The sequence below is a fragment of the Clostridium acetobutylicum ATCC 824 genome (assembly GCF_000008765.1).
In the GTDB taxonomy this organism is placed as follows: domain Bacteria; phylum Bacillota; class Clostridia; order Clostridiales; family Clostridiaceae; genus Clostridium_S; species Clostridium_S acetobutylicum.
Map to the genome: position 1 here is coordinate 1,181,309 of NC_003030.1, position 21,721 is coordinate 1,203,029.

General features: G+C 31.2%; 19 protein-coding genes and 1 other annotated feature. Of the genes, 13 read left to right on the forward strand and 6 right to left on the reverse strand.

The annotated features are described in order from the left end of the window. Positions 1-214 precede the first annotated feature (214 nt). The 5 genes from CA_RS05470 (at position 215) to CA_RS05490 (ending at position 3,662) form a co-directional block, all read left to right on the forward strand. Positions 215-451, forward strand: a complete 237-nt coding sequence (locus CA_RS05470; protein ID WP_010964347.1) for a FeoA family protein — start codon at positions 215-217, stop codon at positions 449-451. A 15-nt stretch (positions 452-466) separates the two neighbouring features. Next, positions 467-700 carry a FeoA family protein gene (locus tag CA_RS05475; RefSeq protein WP_010964348.1) on the forward strand — a complete coding sequence of 78 codons (234 nt, stop codon included), beginning with the start codon at positions 467-469 and terminating at the stop codon, positions 698-700. Between the two features lie 26 nt (positions 701-726). Further along, on the forward strand, positions 727-2,778 hold the full coding sequence (feoB, locus tag CA_RS05480) for a ferrous iron transport protein B (RefSeq protein WP_010964349.1): 2,052 nt from the start codon (positions 727-729) through the stop codon (positions 2,776-2,778). 53 nt (positions 2,779-2,831) lie between these two features. After that, complete coding sequence (locus CA_RS05485) at positions 2,832-3,086, forward strand: FeoC-like transcriptional regulator (RefSeq protein WP_241393197.1); 255 nt, start codon at positions 2,832-2,834, stop codon at positions 3,084-3,086. A gap of 153 nt (positions 3,087-3,239) precedes the next feature. Continuing rightward, complete coding sequence (locus CA_RS05490; protein ID WP_010964351.1) at positions 3,240-3,662, forward strand: HNH endonuclease; 423 nt, start codon at positions 3,240-3,242, stop codon at positions 3,660-3,662. Between the two features lie 63 nt (positions 3,663-3,725). Here the strand turns inward: CA_RS05490 and CA_RS05495 are convergent, their stop codons facing one another. Continuing rightward, positions 3,726-3,920, reverse strand: coding sequence for a hypothetical protein (locus CA_RS05495; protein WP_010964352.1), 195 nt, complete (start codon positions 3,918-3,920; stop codon positions 3,726-3,728). A 146-nt stretch (positions 3,921-4,066) separates the two neighbouring features. Between CA_RS05495 and CA_RS05500 the strand changes: the two genes are divergently transcribed. After that, the gene (locus tag CA_RS05500; protein ID WP_010964353.1) at positions 4,067-4,225 is read left to right on the forward strand and encodes a hypothetical protein; all 159 of its coding nucleotides are present in this window, start codon (positions 4,067-4,069) and stop codon (positions 4,223-4,225) included. A gap of 45 nt (positions 4,226-4,270) precedes the next feature. Here the strand turns inward: CA_RS05500 and pyk are convergent, their stop codons facing one another. Further along, the gene (gene pyk, locus CA_RS05505; protein WP_010964354.1) at positions 4,271-5,689 is read right to left on the reverse strand and encodes a pyruvate kinase; all 1,419 of its coding nucleotides are present in this window, start codon (positions 5,687-5,689) and stop codon (positions 4,271-4,273) included. Between the two features lie 81 nt (positions 5,690-5,770). Continuing rightward, positions 5,771-6,556, reverse strand: coding sequence for a polysaccharide deacetylase family protein (locus CA_RS05510; protein ID WP_010964355.1), 786 nt, complete (start codon positions 6,554-6,556; stop codon positions 5,771-5,773). A gap of 347 nt (positions 6,557-6,903) precedes the next feature. Between CA_RS05510 and CA_RS05515 the strand changes: the two genes are divergently transcribed. Continuing rightward, complete coding sequence (locus CA_RS05515) at positions 6,904-7,731, forward strand: zinc ribbon domain-containing protein (RefSeq protein WP_010964356.1); 828 nt, start codon at positions 6,904-6,906, stop codon at positions 7,729-7,731. An 89-nt stretch (positions 7,732-7,820) separates the two neighbouring features. Here CA_RS05515 and CA_RS05520 read toward each other — a convergent pair whose 3' ends face one another. Then, a complete protein-coding gene (locus CA_RS05520; protein WP_010964357.1) occupies positions 7,821-8,540 on the reverse strand; it encodes a TerC family protein in 720 nt (239 codons plus the stop codon). Between the two features lie 271 nt (positions 8,541-8,811). Here CA_RS05520 and CA_RS05525 point away from each other — a divergent pair, with 271 nt between their 5' ends. The 5 genes from CA_RS05525 (at position 8,812) to CA_RS05545 (ending at position 16,164) form a co-directional block, all read left to right on the forward strand. After that, positions 8,812-9,975 (forward strand): amidohydrolase, encoded by a 1,164-nt coding sequence (locus CA_RS05525; protein WP_010964358.1) that lies wholly within the window; start codon positions 8,812-8,814, stop codon positions 9,973-9,975. 54 nt (positions 9,976-10,029) lie between these two features. Further along, positions 10,030-10,224: a binding site (T-box leader), on the forward strand. Positions 10,225-10,272: 48 nt separating this feature from the next. Then, a complete protein-coding gene (argS, locus tag CA_RS05530) occupies positions 10,273-11,964 on the forward strand; it encodes an arginine--tRNA ligase (protein WP_010964359.1) in 1,692 nt (563 codons plus the stop codon). A 15-nt stretch (positions 11,965-11,979) separates the two neighbouring features. Further along, positions 11,980-12,348, forward strand: coding sequence for a hypothetical protein (locus CA_RS05535; RefSeq protein ID WP_014518889.1), 369 nt, complete (start codon positions 11,980-11,982; stop codon positions 12,346-12,348). Between the two features lie 141 nt (positions 12,349-12,489). Next, positions 12,490-13,794, forward strand: coding sequence for a helix-turn-helix domain-containing protein (locus tag CA_RS05540; protein WP_010964361.1), 1,305 nt, complete (start codon positions 12,490-12,492; stop codon positions 13,792-13,794). A 399-nt stretch (positions 13,795-14,193) separates the two neighbouring features. Beyond that, positions 14,194-16,164 (forward strand): FAD-dependent oxidoreductase, encoded by a 1,971-nt coding sequence (locus CA_RS05545; RefSeq protein WP_010964362.1) that lies wholly within the window; start codon positions 14,194-14,196, stop codon positions 16,162-16,164. 432 nt (positions 16,165-16,596) lie between these two features. Here the strand turns inward: CA_RS05545 and CA_RS05550 are convergent, their stop codons facing one another. Further along, positions 16,597-17,550, reverse strand: coding sequence for a DMT family transporter (locus CA_RS05550; protein WP_010964363.1), 954 nt, complete (start codon positions 17,548-17,550; stop codon positions 16,597-16,599). A 145-nt stretch (positions 17,551-17,695) separates the two neighbouring features. On the opposite strand from CA_RS05550, the gene CA_RS05555 reads away from it, so the two are divergent. Then, complete coding sequence (locus CA_RS05555; protein ID WP_010964364.1) at positions 17,696-18,607, forward strand: LysR family transcriptional regulator; 912 nt, start codon at positions 17,696-17,698, stop codon at positions 18,605-18,607. Positions 18,608-18,736: 129 nt separating this feature from the next. Here the strand turns inward: CA_RS05555 and CA_RS05560 are convergent, their stop codons facing one another. Then, complete coding sequence (locus CA_RS05560; RefSeq protein WP_010964365.1) at positions 18,737-21,700, reverse strand: vitamin B12-dependent ribonucleotide reductase; 2,964 nt, start codon at positions 21,698-21,700, stop codon at positions 18,737-18,739. Positions 21,701-21,721 lie beyond the last annotated feature (21 nt).

Genomic DNA, 21,721 nt, shown 5'->3' on the forward strand with positions numbered 1-21,721 from the left:
TTGTTAATATTATAAACTCACTACAATATATCACATTTTGTGGTAAATTTACAGTTATATATATACATTTAAATTAAATAATAACTAAAAAAGAATGGACTATTGACATTTTACAAGAAAAGTAATAGAATAAACACAGTGATAATCATTATCATTTCAAAATGAAAATCAAATTCATGGTTTTTTATTATTAGTGTTTGAGGAGAGTGATATTATGACAAAAGGTATAGGTCTTAATGAAGTTGAAATAAAATCAAAGGTTAAAGTTATTGGAATTGTACCAGAGAGTAAAGTTAGAAGAAAAATAATGGACATGGGGATAGTTAGAGGTACTGAAATATATATTGAGGGAAAAGCACCTATGGGTGATCCAATAGCACTTAGACTTAGAGGATATAGTTTGAGTTTAAGAAAAAGTGAAGCTAAGGATATTTTAGTTGAAGTTTTATAAAAGGGAGGGTTTTAAATGATTAATAAAGCAATGCCTTTAAACATAGTTTCAGCAGGAAGAGATGCAGAAGTTAGAGACATAACAGGAACTGAAGTAATGTGTAAAAAACTTATGGAAATGGGTTTTAACAATGGTGCAGTGATAAGAATTATTAAAAACGATGCAGCTCATATAGTAGTTAAGGTAGGAGAAACAAGATTGGCTTTAAATAGGGGAATGGCTCAAAAGGTTATGGTTGCAGAAGTTTAGTGAGGTTACAATTTTATGGAGGTTTGATGATGAATAGAAATTTAGTAGTAGCTTTAGCAGGTAATCCAAATTGCGGTAAAACAAGTCTTTTTAATGAACTTACAGGTTCAAAGCAGCATGTAGGTAATTGGCCAGGAGTTACAGTAGAGAAAAAGGAAGGTAAGCTTAAGTTTGAGGGAAGAGAAATAACTATAGTAGATTTACCAGGAACTTATAGCCTTGGCGCATATTCAGAAGATGAAGTAGTAGCTCGTGACTTTATATTAAAGGATAAACCAGATGTAGTTATAAATGTAGTTGATGCTTGTAATCTTGAGAGAAATTTATATCTTACCACCCAAATTTTAGAAACAGGTGCAAAAGTAGTATTAGCGTTAAATATGATGGATGAAGCTAATACCAGGAACATAGATATAAATATTGAAAAACTTCAAAAATCCATTGGCATACCAGTAGTTCCTACAGTAGCGACGAAAAAGCAGGGGATAAAGGAACTTGTTAAAAATGCAATAAAGCTCGGTGATTCTGAAAGTGAAGAGTTATATACAATTGATTATGGTAGCGATATTCAAAAGGAAGTAGATGGAATTAAAGCTGCTATTGATGAAGCTAGTGTCACTTTAGAATATCCAAAAGCATGGGTATCTTTAAAACTTTTAGAAAATGATGACTACATAAGAAAATATATTGATAATAGTATAAAAGATGACGAAGTGAAGCATAAGGTTAGTGAGGGAATTGAAAATTTAACTAGCATCATTGGGTATGAACCGGATGCCTTCATAGTAGATAAAAGATATGAACTTATAAGTAAATTTGTTAAAAACAGTGTTAAGAAAAATGAAGTACAAGAAGAAAGTACTTCAGATAAAATTGATAAGGTATTAACTAATAAATTTTTAGGCATACCAATATTTGCAATAATAATGTTTGCAGTATATCAAGTATCCATAAATTTTGGAAATGGAACACTTTCAGATTTGATAAATGATTCTCTTGGACAGCTTGGAACTAATATAGCTTTTACTTTGGATGGTTTTGGTGTACCTAAGATTATAGGTGCCTTTGTTAGGGATGGTGTTTTTGCCGGAGTTGGTTCTGTTTTAGGTTTCTTTCCTATGATTTTAATAATGTTTTTTCTTATATCTCTTCTTGAGGATAGCGGATATATGGCAAGAGCAGCATATGTTATGGATAGACTTATGAGTGCTGTAGGGCTTCATGGAAAAACAGCTGTTTCTTTAATTGTTGGAAGTGGATGCAATGTTGCAGGAATAATGTCAGCAAGAACACTTGAGAGTAAAAAGGATAGAATGATTGCAATTCTTATAACACCTTTCATTTCTTGTCCAGCAAGGTTAACTGTTTATGGTGTGTTTGTAGGGGCATTTTTCGCAAAACAAAAGCTTGGTATATTTAGTTTAGGCGGAATTATAATATTTTTACTATATGCACTTGGTATATTTGTAGCTATATGTGCGGGAAAATTCTTTAGTTCAAAGGTATTTGAAGGGGAAACTTCATATTTTGTTATGGAACTTCCACCATATAGACTCCCAACACTTAAAGGTATATTAATACACATGTGGGAAAAATCAGGACACTTCTTGAAGAAGGCTGGAACTATAATTTTAGGAGTGTGCATAATAGTATGGATACTTGCGGATTTACCAGCAGGAGTTGAGTATGGAAGTAAAGATTCTCTTCTTGGAATTATAGGAACCTTTATTGCACCAATATTTAAACCAGCAGGTTTTGGATCATGGCAAGCAGGAGTGGCTCTTATAACTGGATTTGCAGCGAAGGAAGCCGTTGTGGGTACTCTTGGAACAATATACGGAGTTAATGAAGGAACACAGCTTTTCCACGCAATTCATAATACTTTTACACCGTTATCAGCTATATCCTTTATGATAATGACACTTTTGTATGTACCATGTGTTGCTACAATAGGTGCTGTAAAGAGTGAAACAAATTCTAATAAGTGGACAGTTGCTGTAATTATATATACTTGCGTAATTGGTTGGGTGCTTGCAACAATATTCTATCAGGTAGGAAGATTGCTTGGATATGTATAGCCAAACATTGAGAATGAATATTATTATTATAACTAGGAGGGATAGCTTTGTTGATGAAAATTCTTAAAAGGTTAAAGGATGGAGGAATTTACTCCAATAAATTAATGGCAAAAGAGCTTGGTGTGAGTGAATCAATAATAGAGCAAATGATACTTCAACTTGAACAACTTGGATATATAAAGAAGGATATTATGACATCGGGCTGCGATTGCAGCAGTTGTGCTCCTAAAAAGAAAAGCTGCTGCACAGGTGGTAATGTAAAAATTGATTTATGGAAGCTTACAGAAAAGGGAAATAGAGCTATTTAGAGATAATAAATTCAAACAAGTTAATAATTAAAAATTATAAATATTATGAAAAAAGTGTTTAAAAGTTTAGTTTAAACACTTTTTCTTATGAGATATTTGGTGTAAAATATAAGTGTAAGTTACTATAATATTTAATTAAGGAGCGGTGATTCATTGAGGGGAGAAAAATGTGTTGTATGCGGTAAAGATGGTGAAAGGCACCATATAGTATATAAAAGCCAAGGTGGACTCGATTTTCCTCTTAATTATGTTTATTTGTGTGACGAGCACCATAGAGGGATTAATGGACCTCATAAGGACAGGAAAGTTGATTTAAAGTATAAGCTTAAAATGCAAAAAAGTCTTGAAAGCATTTTGACTAATGAATATTATAAAATAAAGGATCTTATAAAGCTTCTTCAAATCAATCAAAGACAAGCTAAAATTATGACTAGAAATTTTAAGCTTTATAAAGAAGGTTATAGGAAAAGAGATATAATAAAGAGAATTATGGGTGGAACCTTTTACTATAGTGACATGTTAAGTGATTACTATGATGACTCTTTGTATAGGTTGTTAGAGGAAAGAATTAAATAGATATAGAGAAATCATCTTAATTTAAATTGAAGACTTAAATTAAGATGATTCTTTACATTTTGATTACATTTCTTCTTCTACTTCTTCTTCTACTTCGTTAGCTAAAAGTTCTTCAGCTAATCTTTTTGTGATTTTATTAAAATCTTCTTCAAATAGTATACCGTCTATAATTTTTGATGTTAGTAAATTTCCATCTTTATATACACTTATGGAATCACTTTTACCTTTGAACAAAAATCCGTTTATGGTTCTTTCCATAATAAAGCCTCCCTAATACATAACTAATACATATAACAAAATGTATTTACTTTTCATTATACAAAATACAAAGTAAATTTTCAATACAGATTTAACATAAGTTTAAAAAATAAGTTATTGGAAAGAATTATTTATGGAGGTGCTTTATGAAAAATATTATAGTTTGCAGTGACGATGAAATGTGGATAATAAAATTGGGACTCTTAAATTATAACAACTTTTTATTAAAAGAAAAAATTAAAGGGAACAACAATGTCATTGATAGGCGTGAAAAGGTGAAAAAGATTTTACAGGAATTAAAATAGCAGGTAAAAGTGTAGTACCATTACCTGCTTTATTATTGTTAAAATTTATGTGTATTGAATTTTTAACATATTAGTAGTTCCAGATTCGCCTACAGGAACACCTGCAACTACAACAACTAAGTCACCTTTTTTAATTAAATTCTCGTTAAGTGCTCTTTTTATTGAAACAGATATAAGTTCATCTGTTGAAACAACTTTTTCAGATGTAATAGGTGTTATACCAAAGTTTAGAGCAAGTCTTCTTGCAACATCATCATGAGGTGTAACAGCTATTATAGGGCAAGTTGGTCTGAATTTAGATACCATTCTTGCAGTTATACCGCTTTGAGTAGCTGTTATTATAGCAGCAGCTTTAAGTTCAGCAGCAGTTGAGCATGCAGCAAGACTTATAGCGTCTGAAATTTTTGTTATAATTTCACCTTTTCTTTCATTAAGAGCTTTAGTATAGTCTATTTGAGATTCTGTTTTTTGTGCTATCTTTGCCATAGTTTCAGCAGCTTCAATTGGATATAAACCACTTGCACTTTCTCCACTTAGCATTATAGCATCTGTTCCGTCATATATTGCATTGGCAACATCTGATGCCTCAGCTCTTGTAGGTCTTGGGTTTCTTATCATTGAATCAAGCATTTGAGTAGCTGTTATAACTATTTTGCCTGCATCATTACATTTTCTTATTATCATTTTCTGTATTGAAGGAACATCCTCTATTGGAATTTCAACACCCATATCTCCTCTTGCTACCATGATTCCATCAGATAGTTCGAGAATCTTATCGATGTTATCAACACCTTCTTGAGTTTCTATCTTAGAGATAACTCTTATATCTTCTCCACCATTTTCTTTAAGAACCTTTCTAACGACAGATACATCTTCTGCTTTTCTTATAAAAGAAGCAGCTACTAAATCAGCTTGCATTTTACATGCAAATTTTAAATCTAATACATCTTTTTCAGTTACAGCAGGAAGACCTATAGAAACACCAGGTACATTTACACCTTTATGATTTGAAATAATACCATTATTTTTTGCCTTACAAATAATGTTTTTGTCTTGTACATCAGTTATTTCAAATTCTAAAAGACCATCATCGACAAGGAGTAATCCACCTTTTTTTACATCTTTATAAAGATCATCATAAGAAACGGAGCATTTCTCTGAATTTCCCAAAATTTCGCTTCCACACATTACTGTGAAGGTTTGACCTTTTTTTATTTCAGCTTTGTCATTTTCAAAATTATGAGTTCTAATTTTTGGTCCTTTGATGTCAACTACAATTGCAACATTTTTGTTCAGTTCTTTTCTAAGTTTTTTTATAATATCTATTTTTTCTTTGTGATCTTCATGAGTGCCATGTGAAAAATTTAACCTTGCAGCATTCATTCCAGCATTCATTAATTCTTTTAATTTCTCCTCTGAATCACTAGAGGGCCCTATTGTAAAAATCATTTTTGTTTTTTGCACTATAAATCACTCCTAAAATTTATTAACAAAGCAATTATACCACATAAAATAAAAATAAATGAAGTATAATTGCTTAAAAACTTATTTCAAGGTTTTAAAGACATAATTTTGCGATTTTAAAAATTGTATTATTTCTGGAAGCGCCTGTAAGGTTGCTTCATTGGAAGATGAATCATGCATTAGTATTATTATCTTATCGTTGTTTTTGTAAGAGGACTTAACTGAATTTACAATATCGTTAGGTAATTTTTGTTTTGTCCTAAGTGCATCTTTAGAATCTATATCCCAGTCGACAAAATTATAGCCGGCCTTTTTTATGGATTTTTTGAAATTCTTACTTACCATAGTAGAACCACCCGGAAATCTTATTAGCTTCATATTGAACTTTCCATCACCTAGTATTGCTCTTAAAATGTCTCTACATTCATTAATATCATTAATGTATTCAGTTGGAGATGAGTATATTTTTGTGATATTATTGTCAAAGCTTTTTATGCCTATAGAGTTTCCTGACTGCGCTTCCTTTGAGAGAGTTAGCTTGTTTATTATTGAATTTTTACCAGTAACAAAAAAGGTTGCTTTTACATCATAGGTTTTTAAAGTATCAAGTATGTAAGGAGTTACATTAGATGATGGTCCGTCATCAAAGGTAAGATAAGCTGTTTTTTCAGTTTTAGTGTTGCTGACATTCTTTGTTTTTATGGATTTTTTTGAAAGTTTAGTTTGCAGGTTGTCGGTATTTGAAGTTTTATTATAGGTTTCTAAAAAATCTGTTTTGACAATATATGTGGCACCTAGCACTATAAGGGCTATTGATAGAATCATAGCAGATCTTTTTAAAATTAAAGAAATTCCATTTGTTTTCATTAATCCCCCTCCTAAATACTTAATATAGAAATAATTTTGAAATTTTGTTATATAAAAATGCAAAAGCGTAAAATACTTACATTATATATTGATTATAGGAGTTTTAAAAAGAAAAATAAAGGGCTTTATGAAAACATGTGAAAAAACATGACATTTTTATAGATAAGGAACCTATTAAGATAGGTTGAATTTATCAATAAGCTAAGTAAAATTACTTTAATTACATTAGTTTGTTTTAATATGTTAAAAAAATGTAGTAAAATATTAGATGAAATAAATAATATATTATTTTTAGTAGTTTTTATTAATTATTTTGGTAAAAATGTTATTTTTGAAGGAGGCAAATTATGAAGTATTGCGTAAATTGTGGCGCACAATTAAATGATGATGATTTATTTTGTGGAGCGTGTGGAGCTAAGCAACCAGAATCATCAAAAGTGGGAAATGCAGTAGGGAAAATTCAAAATCTTAATTTGGATTTTAAGGGAGTAGTTAAAAGTTTAGGAAATGTGTTTTTAAAACCTGTATCAGCGTCTGAAGAATTTGTTCAAAGAACTTCAAGGAATAATTCTATATTAGCAACATTAATTTTATTGCTTATATCTGCAATATTAGGTATGTGGAGAATTCAGCAGGTATTATCAGGAATAGAGAAGCTACTTACAGGAGTGCTTGGTAGTTCACTTATAGGAAATATTATTGGTTCTACAAGTAGGTATTTTGATGCAAAACAAGATTTACATATTTCATATGGAATGATATTTATTGAAAATGCTTTTGTTTTTATACTTGCCGTTGCAGTTATATTTGGAGTTTTATATCTAGCATTAAATGTTGTTGATAAAAATAAGGTTAATATTTTAACAATATATAATATTGCCGTTGTATACACAGTGCCATTTTTATATTTTAAATTAATATCAATAATAGTATCGTATATATCTAATTCAGTTGGTATTTTTGTAGAATTAATAGGACTTATAATTTCTATAGTAACATTAGTTTTAATAATAAGGGATATATTTAAAGTTGATAAAGATAAGGCAGTAATTATTACGGTAGTTGTTTCTATAATAGTTATATTTATAGCGATGTTTTGCTTAAATAGTTTTGTACAAGCTAATATAAAACAAATTATGCAGTCCCAAATAGATGGAGCTAAGCTTAATATATAAAATTAATTATTGTTTATAAAAGGAATACAGTTAAATAAATATGATTCAACAGCTAAATAATAAAAAACCGCCAAAATGGCGGTTTTTTATTATTTTTTGGTTATTGCACATTCATCTTGGCTTTTTTCTGAACGCTTAGTACTTGAACTAAAAGAAAGTATTATAAAACCATAGAGAAGAGTTAAGGCAGCAAAAGCATATGGTAGAAAAATTCCTAGTGAATGAGGAACTATATTTTTAATAAGTCTATCCTCAAATATCATTGAAAAAGCAGTGTGGGCAAGAATAGCGCCACCTATATATATTACTATCTTATATTTTTTCATTAAGGTTGCTACATATTGACTTCCCCAAAATATTATTGGAATATTTAAAATCAAACCAAATACAATCAAACCTATATGTCCTTTTGCAGCTGCTGCGATAGCAAGTACATTATCTAAGCTCATTGTAAAGTCAGCTAATATTATGCTTTGAATTGCTGCTAACATTTTTTTTGAATTATGTACTGCTTTATTGCTAGATTCTTCATGAGGTTTTATAAAGTCCCAGGTTATTTTAACTAAAATTATTCCGCCCACTAACTTGATAGGAAGCCACTGAATCATAAGTATGTAGGTTATTAAGCATGCAAAAATTATTCTAAGTGTCACGGCAGCTACAACCCCAATAAAAGAGGCTTTTTTTGCTAATGTTTTTGGTAAATCTTTTGTTGCTAATGCGATAACTCCTATGTTGTCACCACTTAAAACTACGTCTAATAAAGTTATTTGTAATGCGCCTAAAAAAATAGGTATTAAATTATCCATTTTTCCTCCTTAAATTTGTACACTACAGTGGTTTATGAAAACATAATTTGTACAGTAATCTATATACAGTTTATAATAAGTATAGTAAATCTATAATTTCCAAAAAGTAATAAAATATGATGTAAAAAAAATAAACTCATAAAAAGGTTTTTCAAACTGCATATAATGGTTGTAATAATCATTATATTATTAAATATAGAATAATTCAAGACTATAATTTAAATAAAAAAATTATGGTCAAGACTATTATATTATAAATGGGGGAGAATATATGTTACTTATAAAAAATGGAAAAATTATTACCATGACAGGCAAGAATTACGATAAGGGATGCGTTTTAATAGATAATGGAAAAATAGTTGATGTGAATGAAAATATAAAAGAGAATAAATACATGAAAGTAATAGATGCATCAAATTTTACAGTTATTCCTGGAATAATAGATGCACATTGTCATATAGGAATTGATGAGCAGGATATAGGAAAAGTTGGGCTTGATATAAATGAGGTTTCAAATCCAGTTACACCAAATTTAAGAGCTATAGATGCTATAAACCCAATGGATTCTGCTTTTAATGATGCTGTTATGGGTGGGATTACAGGTGTTATGACTGGTCCGGGAAGTGCAAATGTAATTGGTGGACAATTTGTCTTTATGAAGACCTACGGAAAATGCATTGATGATATGGTTGTTCTAGAACCGGCTGCAGTTAAGGCTGCGTTAGGTGAAAATCCTAAAAGAGTTTATGGTGGAAAGGGCAAGGCTCCTGTAACAAGGATGGCAATAGCAGCTCTTTTAAGAGAAGCTCTTACAGAGGCTGAGAATTATAAAAATAAAAAGGAAGCTTTAAAGGCAAAGGGAGAAAGAATTGAAAAGAATTTAAAACTAGAAGCATTAATTCCGGTAATTGAGGGAAATATTCCTCTTAAGGTTCATGCTCATAGAGCTGATGATATACTGACAGCTATAAGAATAGCAAAGGAGTTTAAGATTAATATTACATTAGATCACTGCACAGAAGGACACCTAATACCTGAGAAGGTAAAGGAGTCAGGGTATCCAGTTTTAGTAGGACCATCGCTTACATCAAGATCTAAAAGTGAGGTCTCAAATAAAACCTTTAAAACTCCAGGTGTATTAGCAAATATGGGTATAAAAACTGCAATAATAACAGATCACCCAGTTATACCAATTCAGTATCTGCCTATTTGTGCTGGACTTTCATGTAGGGAAGGAATGAAAGTAGAAGATGCTCTTTATGCAATAACCCTAAATGCTGCTGAAATTTGTGGTGTTGCGTCGAGGCTTGGAAGTATTGAGAAAGGGAAGGATGCAGACATAGCTATCTTCGATGGTAATCCAATGGAGGTATTTACAAAAACAATATACACAATAATTGATGGCAATATTGTATATAAGCATGAGTGTTATTGATTAATATTTAATTGTAAAGTATAATAAATGTTGTTATAATATATAATAATAATATAAAAATCTATGAAGTGGAAAGTAGCATGTCGATTTTTTAAGCGAGCTGATATTTTGGTGAAAGTTCAGTATTAAGACATATGTGAAATAGAGCCATGGAGATGAATTATCCGCTTAACGCGTTAAAATTTTTAAGGTGGACTTTTATTAATAAGGTCAATCAGAGTGGTACCGCGAAATATAATCGTCTCTGCAGTTATGTAGAGGCGTTTTTTTTATATTTAAATCTAAGGAGGCAAAATTGTGGATTACAAGAAAGTAATAGCTGAAAGAATTAATAAAATTGTAGATATGGATGTTGAGGCACTTTATAAAATTATAGAGATACCGCCTAAAAAGGACATGGGTGATTTTGCACTTCCATGTTTCCAATTTGCTAAAGTATTAAGAAAAGCTCCAAATGCTATAGCAGAAGAAGTATGTAAAAAAATAGATCAATCTGGTTTTGAAAAAGTAGAGAATTTAGGACCTTATATCAATTTCTTTGTTGATAAAGCAGATTTTGCAAAAGAAACAATAGAGAGTGTTTTAAGTGAAAGAGATAACTACGGTCGTTCAAAAGTGGGAGAGGGGAAAAAGGTACTTATTGAATATTCTTCCCCTAATATAGCAAAACCTTTTCATGTGGGTCATTTATTCGGTACAGTGCTCGGAAGTTCTCTTTATAAAATATTTTCAATGGAAGGTTATGACTGTGTTAGAATAAATCATCTTGGAGATTGGGGTACTCAATTTGGTAAACTTATATCTGCATATAAAAGATGGTGTGATGAAGATGCTCTTTATAAGGATCCAATAAAAGAATTATTAAGAATATACGTAAAGTTCCATAAGGAAGCAGAAAAGGATCCACTATTGGAAGACGAAGGTAGAATGTACTTTAAGAGACTTGAGGACGGAGAGAAAGAAGAAGTAGAGCTGTGGACAAAATTTAAAGACTTAAGCTTAAGAGAATTCAAAAAAGTATACAATCAAATTGGAGTTGAGTTTGATTCATATACAGGAGAAAGCTTTTATAGTGATAAAATAGATGCAATAGAAGAAGAACTTAATGAAAAAGGACTTTTGACAGAAAGTAATGGAGCCAAGGTTGTAATGCTAGATGAATACAATATGCCTCCATGTATAATTAAAAAGGCTGATGGAGCAAGTATCTATGCAACTCGAGATTTAGCAGCGGCTGAGTACAGAAAAAAGACCTATAATTTCGATAAGAGCATATATGTTGTAGGACTTGAGCAGTCACTTCATTTTAAGCAATTTTTAAAGACGCTAGAGCTTGCAGGTCATGAATGGTCAAAGGATTGTATTCATGTAGGTTATGGTCTTGTAAGATTTGCAGAAGGGAAGCTTTCAACTAGAAATGGTGATGTTATATTCCTTGAAGATTTACTAAAAGAATCAGTTCAAAAAACAAGTGAAATTATTGAAGAAAAAAATCCTGAACTTGACAATAAGGAAGAAGTATCTAGAAAAGTTGGAATAGGAGCAGTTATATTTACTTATCTTAAGAATGGAAGAGAAAGAGACATAATATTTGATTGGAAGGAAATGCTAAGTTTTGAAGGGGAGACAGGACCATATGTTCAATATTCCTATGCAAGAGCAAAGAGTATTTTGAGAAAGCTTGGAGAAGTAAAAGGTAATGTAAGTTATGATAAACTTGTTTCAGCAGAAGAATTTGACTTGATAAAACAACTTAAAGGCTTTAACGGTGCTATTTTAAATGCTATAGATAGACTTGAGCCATCGGTTATAACTAGATATGTAATAGAGGTTGCAAAGGCGTTCAATAAATTTTATAATGCCTATAATATTTCAAATACATCTGATGAAGAATTAAAGAATGCAAGACTTGCTCTTGTTGAGGCTGCTTCAATAGTTATAAAAAATGCACTTAGTCTCATAGGAATAGATGTAGTTGAAGAAATGTAAGGAGGGAAAATGCACATGGCGTTTAGTATTAAAACACTGGCAATACTTTTTTTACTTATGATTGCTGTAATGAGCGTTTATAATTTTACAAAACGTTTCTTTATATCAAAGCTAAATAAATGGGTTATACTAGCTTTTATAATAATTATGTTTTTTGCTGCAAACATAATTGGTGCTAGGCTTAAAATAGGAGTTTCGGGTTTTAACATAAATCAAATAGTTTATTATGCTGTTATGGCATTATTCCTATTTGGATTATATGCCTTCTTTGATGTAGTAGGTTGGAGTAAAACTTCTAGAGCTGAAAAAAGAAATACAGGCAAGAAAATGGTAATAAAACCCAAAGCAAAGCCAAATAGAGTTAAGAAGAAGGATGGAAAGTAATACTTTTCATCCTTCTTCTTTTGTTGAAAATTAACAGTATCTTGTTATAAATATATTAAATGTAAAAAAATATGGTTGAATTTCCATAAAATGGTGATATAATAATAGAAAAAGAGTTCATTTGCAGTAAGGAGAATTTATATGAGAAGTTATCAAATACTGCCTATTGGCGTAAAGCTAAAAAAGTTGAGAGAGAAATACAAATTAAATCAAGATAGTTTGGCTGGAAATGATATAACTAGGAATCTCATAAGCCAGATAGAACATGGAAAAGCAAATCTTACTAGACATGCAGCAGAAATAATGCTAAAAAATTTACAGGAGATTTGTAATAGAAGGAATATAACAATTGAAGAGGATATAGAATATTTAATAGAAGATGAAGCATCTCAAGCAAATAAAATACTTGATCAGTACATAAAAGAATTAAAGGATTTAATTGTATACAAGGATATAAGTTTCGTTGATAAATTAAATGAAGTGGAGGCATTCCTAGTAAATTGGGATATAAAGGACAAAAAAATAGTTATTTTTGAATTAGCTGGAGATTACTTTTGTAGTATAAACAATTTTTATAAAAGCGCTATATACTATGAAAAAGCAAGATCATTAATAAATGTAGATATGGTTACTGATAATGTAGTATCTATTTTAAGGAAATTATCAATGGTATACTTTTATACAGCAAAATATGATTATGGTGCTAAATGCTGTGAGTTTGCACTAGAGCGTTTTACTAGTATGGATGATAAGTATAAAGTGATTTTTTTATTCAATAGTTCACTGTGCTATATAAAGTTAGAGGAATATGACAAGGCTTTAAACAAGCTTATTAAGCTTGAAAATATAATAAAAGAAATAGATAAGCAAAAATATTATGAAGTACTTTTGCAAAAGGCAGCCTGTTATGAAGCAGTTAAGAATTATGAAAAGAGTTTAAATATATGTAACAAGATATTAGATTCAATGGACAAGAAGGATAATGAGCAGTATATAATGATACTTATAAATTTATCACAATTATATATAAAGCTTTCAAATTTCAACAAATCAAGAGAAATATTAAACCTTGTATTAGAGAATCTAGTAAATATTAATAAAGAGTTTAAACTGTTACCTAATTTTCATTTTGAAATAGCAAAAGTATATAGAGAGTTAAACGAGCTGGAAAGTGCTGAAGAGCATTATTTAAAGGCTTTGAAGTATGCTAAAAATTATTCTTATTATTTTTTAATAGATGATATACTTTTAGAGTTAATTGACATATACATACTTCAGAATAATATAATGAAAATTTCAGATATAAAAAATGAATTTTTCATTCTTTCAGGTAAAAAAGATAAAATTAATTCCAAAATAATGTTGAAATTAATACGAGTTTACTTAGATAAAAAGGATATAAACTCATTAGAAGAAATATATGAATTTAGTGCAAAATTAATGTAGAGGAAGGGAAGTGAACTCATATGTTTTTAAAAAGGCATAAATTAATATTTTCAATACTACTTTTGGGGACTTTAATTTTAGGAGTAACTTTTTTTAAAAGTTCTTTATTGGCATTTTATCCTGGAATGCCGTGGTAAATTGATAACGTTATCTTATAGTTACTACATGGATTACTAGGCATGTATATTTAGGATAGCGTATCTTGCATTTATAAGAATAAAGGTTAAAGCAGCTTGGTACGGGCTGCTTTTTTAGCGTTTATACAAATATAAAAGGATAATTAAGTTTAGGGTAGAATTGTATTCATATACATATAATGTGATATAAGTTTTTAGCAGGATTAATAAAAATCTTATGTAACAAGTGTAAACATAATAAATGTCTTTAAGGAGGAAAATCATGTACAAAAAGTTATTTGAAAAAGGTAAAATAGGAGAATTAGAACTTAAAAACCGTATAGTTATGGTGGCCTTAGCTGTTGGAGCTGCAAAGTCTGATCAAACTATTGGTGATGATATGATGGAATACTATTTAGAACGTGCCAGGGGAGGGGTTGGCTTAATAATTGCAGAAAATACTCGTGTAAATGATGAAAATGGTGTTGCAGCAAGGCGTCAGGTATCTGTAGCAAGAGATGAGCATATAGCACCTTTAAAAAAGCTGGTTGATGCACTGCATAGTGAAAACACAAAGTTTTTTGTACAGCTGCATCATCCTGGTAGGGAAACTTATTCGAATTTAAATGGAGATAAACCAGTGGTTGCGCCAAGTGCTATTCCCTGTGGTGTTTGCAAACAAGAAACACGTGCTTTAGAAACAAGCGAAGTAGAGGGAATAATTCAGGATTTTATAAATGGAGCCAAAAGAGCAAAGAAGGCAGGAGTGGATGGTGTTGAACTTCATGCAGCTCATGGATATTTAATTTCCCAATTTTTAAGTCCATATACTAATAAAAGAACTGATAAATATGGAGGAAGCTTTGAAAAACGTTTTAATTTTGTAAAGGAAGTAGTTTTGGGAATAAAGAATGCATGTGGACAAGATTATCCTATAAGTGTTCGTTTGACTGTAGATGAGCTATTGAATTTAAATGGAGTAAAGCAGGAGTATTTAGATTTAAATATGGGAATTAAAATATGCAGAGAGCTTGAAAAAATAGGTGTAGATGTTATAAATGTTTCAAATGGAATTTATGAGACCTTTAATTCACTTTCAGAGCCTATGACTTATGACCAGGGGTGTAGAACTGAACGAATTAAGGCAGTAAAGGAAGCTGTTGAAATTCCAGTAATTGCCGTAAACATGATTAAAGAGCCTTGGTTTGCTGAAAAAATGCTTGAAGATAAATTAGTTGATTTTATTGGGCTTGGAAGGGCTTTGGTTGCAGATTCTGACTGGCCTAAAAAAGCACTTGAAGGAAGGGATGAGGATATAAATCGCTGTATTTCTTGTACATTTTGTTTTGAAACTTTGCTAGATCAAGTCATCCCAAACGTAGGACCTATAAAATGTGCAGTGAACCCAAGGGCAGCTCATGAATTTAAGTATAAAGAATTCAATAAAAATGGAGCTGATAAGGTAGTAGCAGTTGTTGGAGCTGGAGTAGCTGGACTTGAAGCAGCAAGAGTACTTAAGATTCGAGGTTTTAAACCAGTAGTATTAGAACAATCAGCTGACGTTGGTGGACAAATTAATGTTGCAGATAAACCTCCAAGAAAGGAAAAAATAGATTGGATTGTAGAATATGAAAAAACTCAGCTCAATAAAATGGGAGTTGAAATAAAATTAAACACTAAGGTTACTTTAGAGTACCTAAAGAAAATGAAGCCTTATGCAGTATTTATTGCAACAGGTAGTGTTCCTTTAGTTCCAAAGTCTATCAAGGGTATAGATAGAGAAAATGTTTATACCATAGATGATGTGCTCACGGGTAAAGTAAAGATAATAGATAAAAAGGTTGCTTTAATTGGGTCAGGATCATCTGGGCTTGAGACTGCAGAATTTCTATGTATAAATAAAAATGATGTTTCAATAATAGAGATGCAGGACGCTATAGGAAAAGGAGTCTATGTTCAGCACTATTTAGATGCTATGGATAAGCTAAGTAAGTTTAAAGTTAACTATATGCCATCAAATAAATTACTCGAGGTAACTAATAAAGGTGTAAAACTGGAAAATATAGTTGAGAGAAGAATTGTAGATTATGATACTGATTATGTTGTGTTATCACTAGGCGTAAAAGCAAACAATGACTTAGAAGCTTTATGTAAAGCTGAGTTTGAAAATGTAAGAGTAATAGGAGATGCAGCAGCTGTTGGAAGGATAGAGTCATCTGTGAGAAGTGGATTTGAAGCTGCTTTTTGGCTTTAAAGCATAAATTTTTTACCTACATTGATAAGTTTCAATGTAGGTATTTTTAATCTTCTTGATTATTGAAAGTAAGAAAAGCTTAAAATTTAGAAAAATTTACATAAATGAACCTTTTGATTAGATGAAAGGTACTATCGTTTAGGTTATGCATTTAAGGACAATGTGAATTTTAGAGGAAAACCATACCTTATTGACGCTAATAGCATTGAGAAACCAGGTAAATTTTTGGGGAATAGTGATAAGTGGAGAATTATAAGCTTCAGCTAATTAAGAATAATATTAAAAAAGATAATAAAGAAGAGTATGTTGGTATGGCGGGTAGTTCTAGAATCATTATTTTGTAGCATTTAGTAATTAAAGTTTAGCTTACATACGTATCCAAATATAATTTATAAGTATATTTGGGTACGTTTATAAGCTAAATATTTAAAGTTAAGCCGTTTTTTCTAATTTAGTTTGTCTTTGAGCTAACAATTCCGGTAAAATAGATGAAATGGAACCTGCAAGTATGAATAAAATACCAATTATCATATTAACGGGAATTATTTCATGTAACAAAATTAGTGCAAGAATCGGTGCTAATATTGGTTTAAAGAAGAAAACTAAAGAAGTGGTTTGAGCAGAGGTTTCTTCCATTGCCTTAAAGTAGCAGGCAAACCCAGCACCAGTATTAATTAAACAAATAAAACACATTAAAGGCAAATTTTTTAAAGAGTACCCTGTAAACAAAGGAATATTAGAGAAAATTGCAATGCCGTTAGAAGAAAATAAATTTGCAATTGGAGTAATGTGAGTTATACCAATTAGAACAAGCATTTCAATACTTCCGAATAAAAAGCCAAAGCAGGTAACAACTATCCCGCCGTATTTAGCACATTTCTTTTTTCCGAAAACACCGTATGCTGCGAAGATTAAAGTTGATGCTATTGTAAGTGCAAGTCCTAGTATGCTTAGTTTTGTATTTAAAGGATCTATTATTACTATGGTGCCAATAACCTCAAGAATTAGTGCAGCAATATTATTTTTGTGAATAGCCTCTCTTAAGAGAAAGAATGCTAAAATCGTAACAAATACTGGATTACAGCTGAATAAAACAGCAACCACTGAAGCCTTAGTATTTTGCACTGCCAGTTGATATAAACTCATACTTATAACGGTACCTAATAAGCCTAATAAGGCAAAGAAACGTAAATCCTTAGTTGATATAGATAAATGTCTTTTATGCAGTGTATTCAAAGCAAAAGGTACTAAAAATAAGCCGCCTATAAAGAATCTAGTAAAGTTAAGTTGAATAGGATTGAACGATTTAGAAACAAGCTTTAAGGCTATTTCCATTGTACTAAAGATAATGGTTGTTAAAGCTATATACATATATCCCTTTTTCAATGTTATTACCCCCCAAATTAATTAAAGCATTTTATATAGTATTTAAATTTAACCTAGCTTTAGTATATAATAATAGTAAATGTAACACTAATACATATTTTCTATATTTTTTATTCAGTAAAGCTATATTTTAGGGGAGAGTAAAATGGATTTTAAAGAATTGCAGTATGTACTAGCTATTGCTAAAAATAATAGTATTTCAAAAGCTGCTAAGGAATTATATATATCACAGCCATCCTTAAGCAAATATTTACAGAATCTTGAGAAAAATTTAGATCTTAAGCTTTTTGAAAGAATGGGAAATAACTTTATTTTAACTTATGCAGGGGAGAGATATATAAAATGCGCCAAGGATATACTTAGGATAAAGAAAAATTTAGATGATGAATTTTTTGATATTTTAAGTCATAAAAAAGGAAGACTAAATATAGCCTGCTCAATAGTAAGAAGTCCATATATTATACCAGAGACAGTTCCTAAGTTTAAAAAATTGTATCCTAATGTGGATATAAATTTTTTAGAGGAAACAGAATCCAATAACTTAGACAAGCTAGTGATAAATGGAGAGGCGGATTTAGCTATATTTAATTATTCAAAAAGTAATCCAATGTTAGGGTGTGAGCTTTTAAAAGATGAGGAGATTACATTAGTAGTTGGAAGAAATCATCCTTTAGCTAAAGAGGGAAAGAAGCTTGAAGGATGCAAATTTCCATGGATTGATATAAAAAGGTTTAAAAATGATGATTTTATAGTTAACTATACAGATCAAAAAAGTGGAGAAATGGAAAAAGATATATTTGATAGATTAAATATAAATCCTAAGGTGGTATTAAAGACAAGAAGTGTTGAGTGCTCAATTCGTCTAGCAGCGCACGGGTTTGGAGTTTCCTTTGCTTTGGAAACTCATCTTAAGTATCCAAGTTTAGAGAAGTCACCTTTATGTTTTTCAATAGGTAATCCTAATATCACAACTAAGCTTTTTGCTGTATATAGAAAGAGCGGTTATTTGCCACAATATCTTCAAGATTATATAAGTATTGTTAAACAGGTAGTATAAAAAAATGACCTAAAGTCGTGAATTTGACTTTAGGTCATTAGAGTATAAAGATATTACTTTATTTTTATTGGATTTATGATGTAAAGAGTAGTATGTTTCTATTTGGCTTTTATTCGGCAATCTAAAGTATTAGCTGCATCCTGTGGTTGTGCCGCAATCTAAGCAGACGTAGCAAGTGCCATTTCTAACCATTCTTGTTGAAGAACAATTTGGGCAGGTTATATCATATAGTCTTTCTCCCTGAGACAGCTTTTCTTTTATTTCCTTTTGTGGAGTGATGTCTTTTATTCCTTCTGGTTTTACCTGACATCTTGTAAAATCGTTTAGTTCTATGTCTATTATTTTGCTTATTAAATCAGAAATAGAGGTTACGTATTTAATATATGGATGCTTTTGAACAAACCCGTAAGGTTCGTACTTTTGCCCGCGGAGCATTTCAGATATATCCTTAGGCGGAACGTGATATTGAAGCATTACAGATATTGATTTTGAGAGCGAATTTAAAAGCCCCATTATTAACGTGCCTTCTCTATCTGTTGTAATGTATACTTCTGATATTTCTCCATTATCACGTCTGTTTACTGTTGTGTAAATTTTTATATCACCTATTTGAGCAGGGTGTGTTTTGCCATTTCTTATACCAACGGCTCTTTCGCGTTTTATATATTTTTGTGTAGTGTTAATATTTTTTACCATATTTAATAGTTGAGCGTAGGTCATATCCTCAGGAGCTGTTTTTGAGGCTTCGTCTAGGCTTGTGTTAAGAGGCTGACTTTCCTTTGAGGAGTCTCTGTATAAGGTTATGCCTTTTACGCCTAGTTTCCAAGAGTTTATGATTACATTTTTAAAGTCTTCAACTGAAGCGTCCTTTGGTAGATTAACCGTTTTTGAAACGGAACCAGATATTAAAGGAACTATTGAAGCAACCATTAGAATATGACCCATTGGACTTATAAACCTATTTCCGCTGCCGCATTTATTTGCAGTATCGAATATGGCAAGATGCTCTTTCTTTAGATGAGGAGCACCTTCTATTTTTCCATCTAATATGGTTTCATATTCTGTACCATCATCAGTTTTTACCTTTTTCTTTCTTAAGATATAGTTTGTTATATCCTCTATTTCATTTTCTGAATATCCAAGGTGCTTAAGTGATTCTTGTATTAGAGGATTTGTTAAGGTCATGTAACCTCCTCCAGAAAGTTTTTTATAAATCACATGACTGAAAAATGGTTCTACGGAGGTGGAAGCGCAGTCCATTGCAAAGGATATAGTTCCAGTCGGTGCCATGACAGATACTTGAGCGTTTCTAAAACCGTACTTTTCTCCAGATTCTAGAGCTGAGTTCCAGCTGTTTTTTAATTCCGAGCTTATATATCTTAAATCTTCTTTTTCAAGAATAGAATGATTAACAACTAAGGGTTTATAGCCTATTTTCTCAAAAGGTGTATCAATACTTCCAGCAGCTCTTGCACTGTTTCTCAATACTTTAAGCATGTGTTCTTTGTTTATATTATATTTTTCAAAGGCACCTACTTCCTTTGCCATTAAGGAGGAAATGTAGTAGGAATATCCAGTAAGTACACCGATAAGTGAGGAGGAGATAGCTCTTCCTTCTTCTGAATCATAAGGGTATCCCATTACCATAAGTAGTGCTGCCAAATTTGATATTCCAAGACCTGTGGTTCTAAACATGTGAGTTTTTCTTGCTACATCTTCTGTTGGAAACTGCCCCCAATGTATAGAAGCTTCAAGGAGAAGTTGAACAAGGCCTATTACATGCTTGTAACCTTCTAGGTCAAAGGTTTTATTTTCAGTGTCATAAAATTTATATAAATTTATTGATGCAAGATTGCAGGAGGTATCATCTAAAAAGGCGTATTCGCCGCAGGGATTTGTAGAGTTTATTTTGTTATAATCTGCGTTAAAGTTTCCGTCTTCTCCACCTGGACATGTATGCCAAGCATTTAAGGTATCTGAAAAGAGAGGAGAAGGGTCTGCACATCTCCAAGAGGATTTGTTAAATGCCTCCCATAGGTTTGAAATCTTTTCTACTTTGTTTACAGAAGAGTCTACTCTTCCCTTAAGTTCTATGGTTTCATCAGGATTGTTTTTTAAGTTGCATACTTTTTTCATAAATTCATCTGAAAGCATTACGGAATTGTTTGCATTTTGTCCCGATACAGTCTCGTAGGCCTCTCCTTCAAAGCTGGCGTCATATCCCATTTTTCCAAGTGCTTTTACTTTATCTTCTTCTTTTGCTTTCCAAGTTATGTAATCCATTATTTCTGGATGATCCACATTAAGGCATAGCATTTTTGCTGCACGTCTTGTAGTTCCACCAGATTTTATTGCACCGGCATTTCTATCAAGCCCTTTTAAGAAGCTCATTAGACCTGAAGAAATTCCACCGCCAGAAAGTTTTTCTCCTTTAGCTCTTATGGTAGAAAAATTTGTTCCGGTTCCAGAGCCTCCTTTAAACAATTTAGTTTCAGTTACATATTGTTCAGAGATGGAATGAGAACCTAGAAGCTTATCTTCAATTGAAATTATAAAGCAGGCGGAGGCCTGTGTTCTAGTATAAGAATCTTTACTTTGAAGAACTTTTTTCTCCTTTGAATCATAATAAAAATGTCCTTGTGCCTCTCCATTTATGCCGTATATAAGTGACAAACCTGTGTTAAACCATTGAGGAGAATTTGGTGCGTACATTTGATTTAAGAGAGCATATACGAGTTCATCATAAAAAATAGATGCTTCATTTTCAGTTTTTATAATTCCCTCATCCTTAAGAGCTTCGCACCAAAAGCTAACAAGCCTATGCGCAACCATTTTCATGCTGTTTTCGTAGCCACATTCATTTGGTATTCCTGACTTTTTAAAGTATTTTGATGCTATTATGTCACATGCATTTTGAGAATAGTCATAGGGGAATTCAAGATCTTTCATATCTGTAAGTACTTTTCCTGTTTTATGATCTATTATTTTTACATCGACTTTTTTCCATTTAAATAGGTCGTAAACTGTTTTCGTTTTAGAGCTTTCTAACTCTTTTGTATAAAATCTTTTAAATAGTATTTTCAAGTCTTCCATTAAAATTCCTCCATTTTAAAA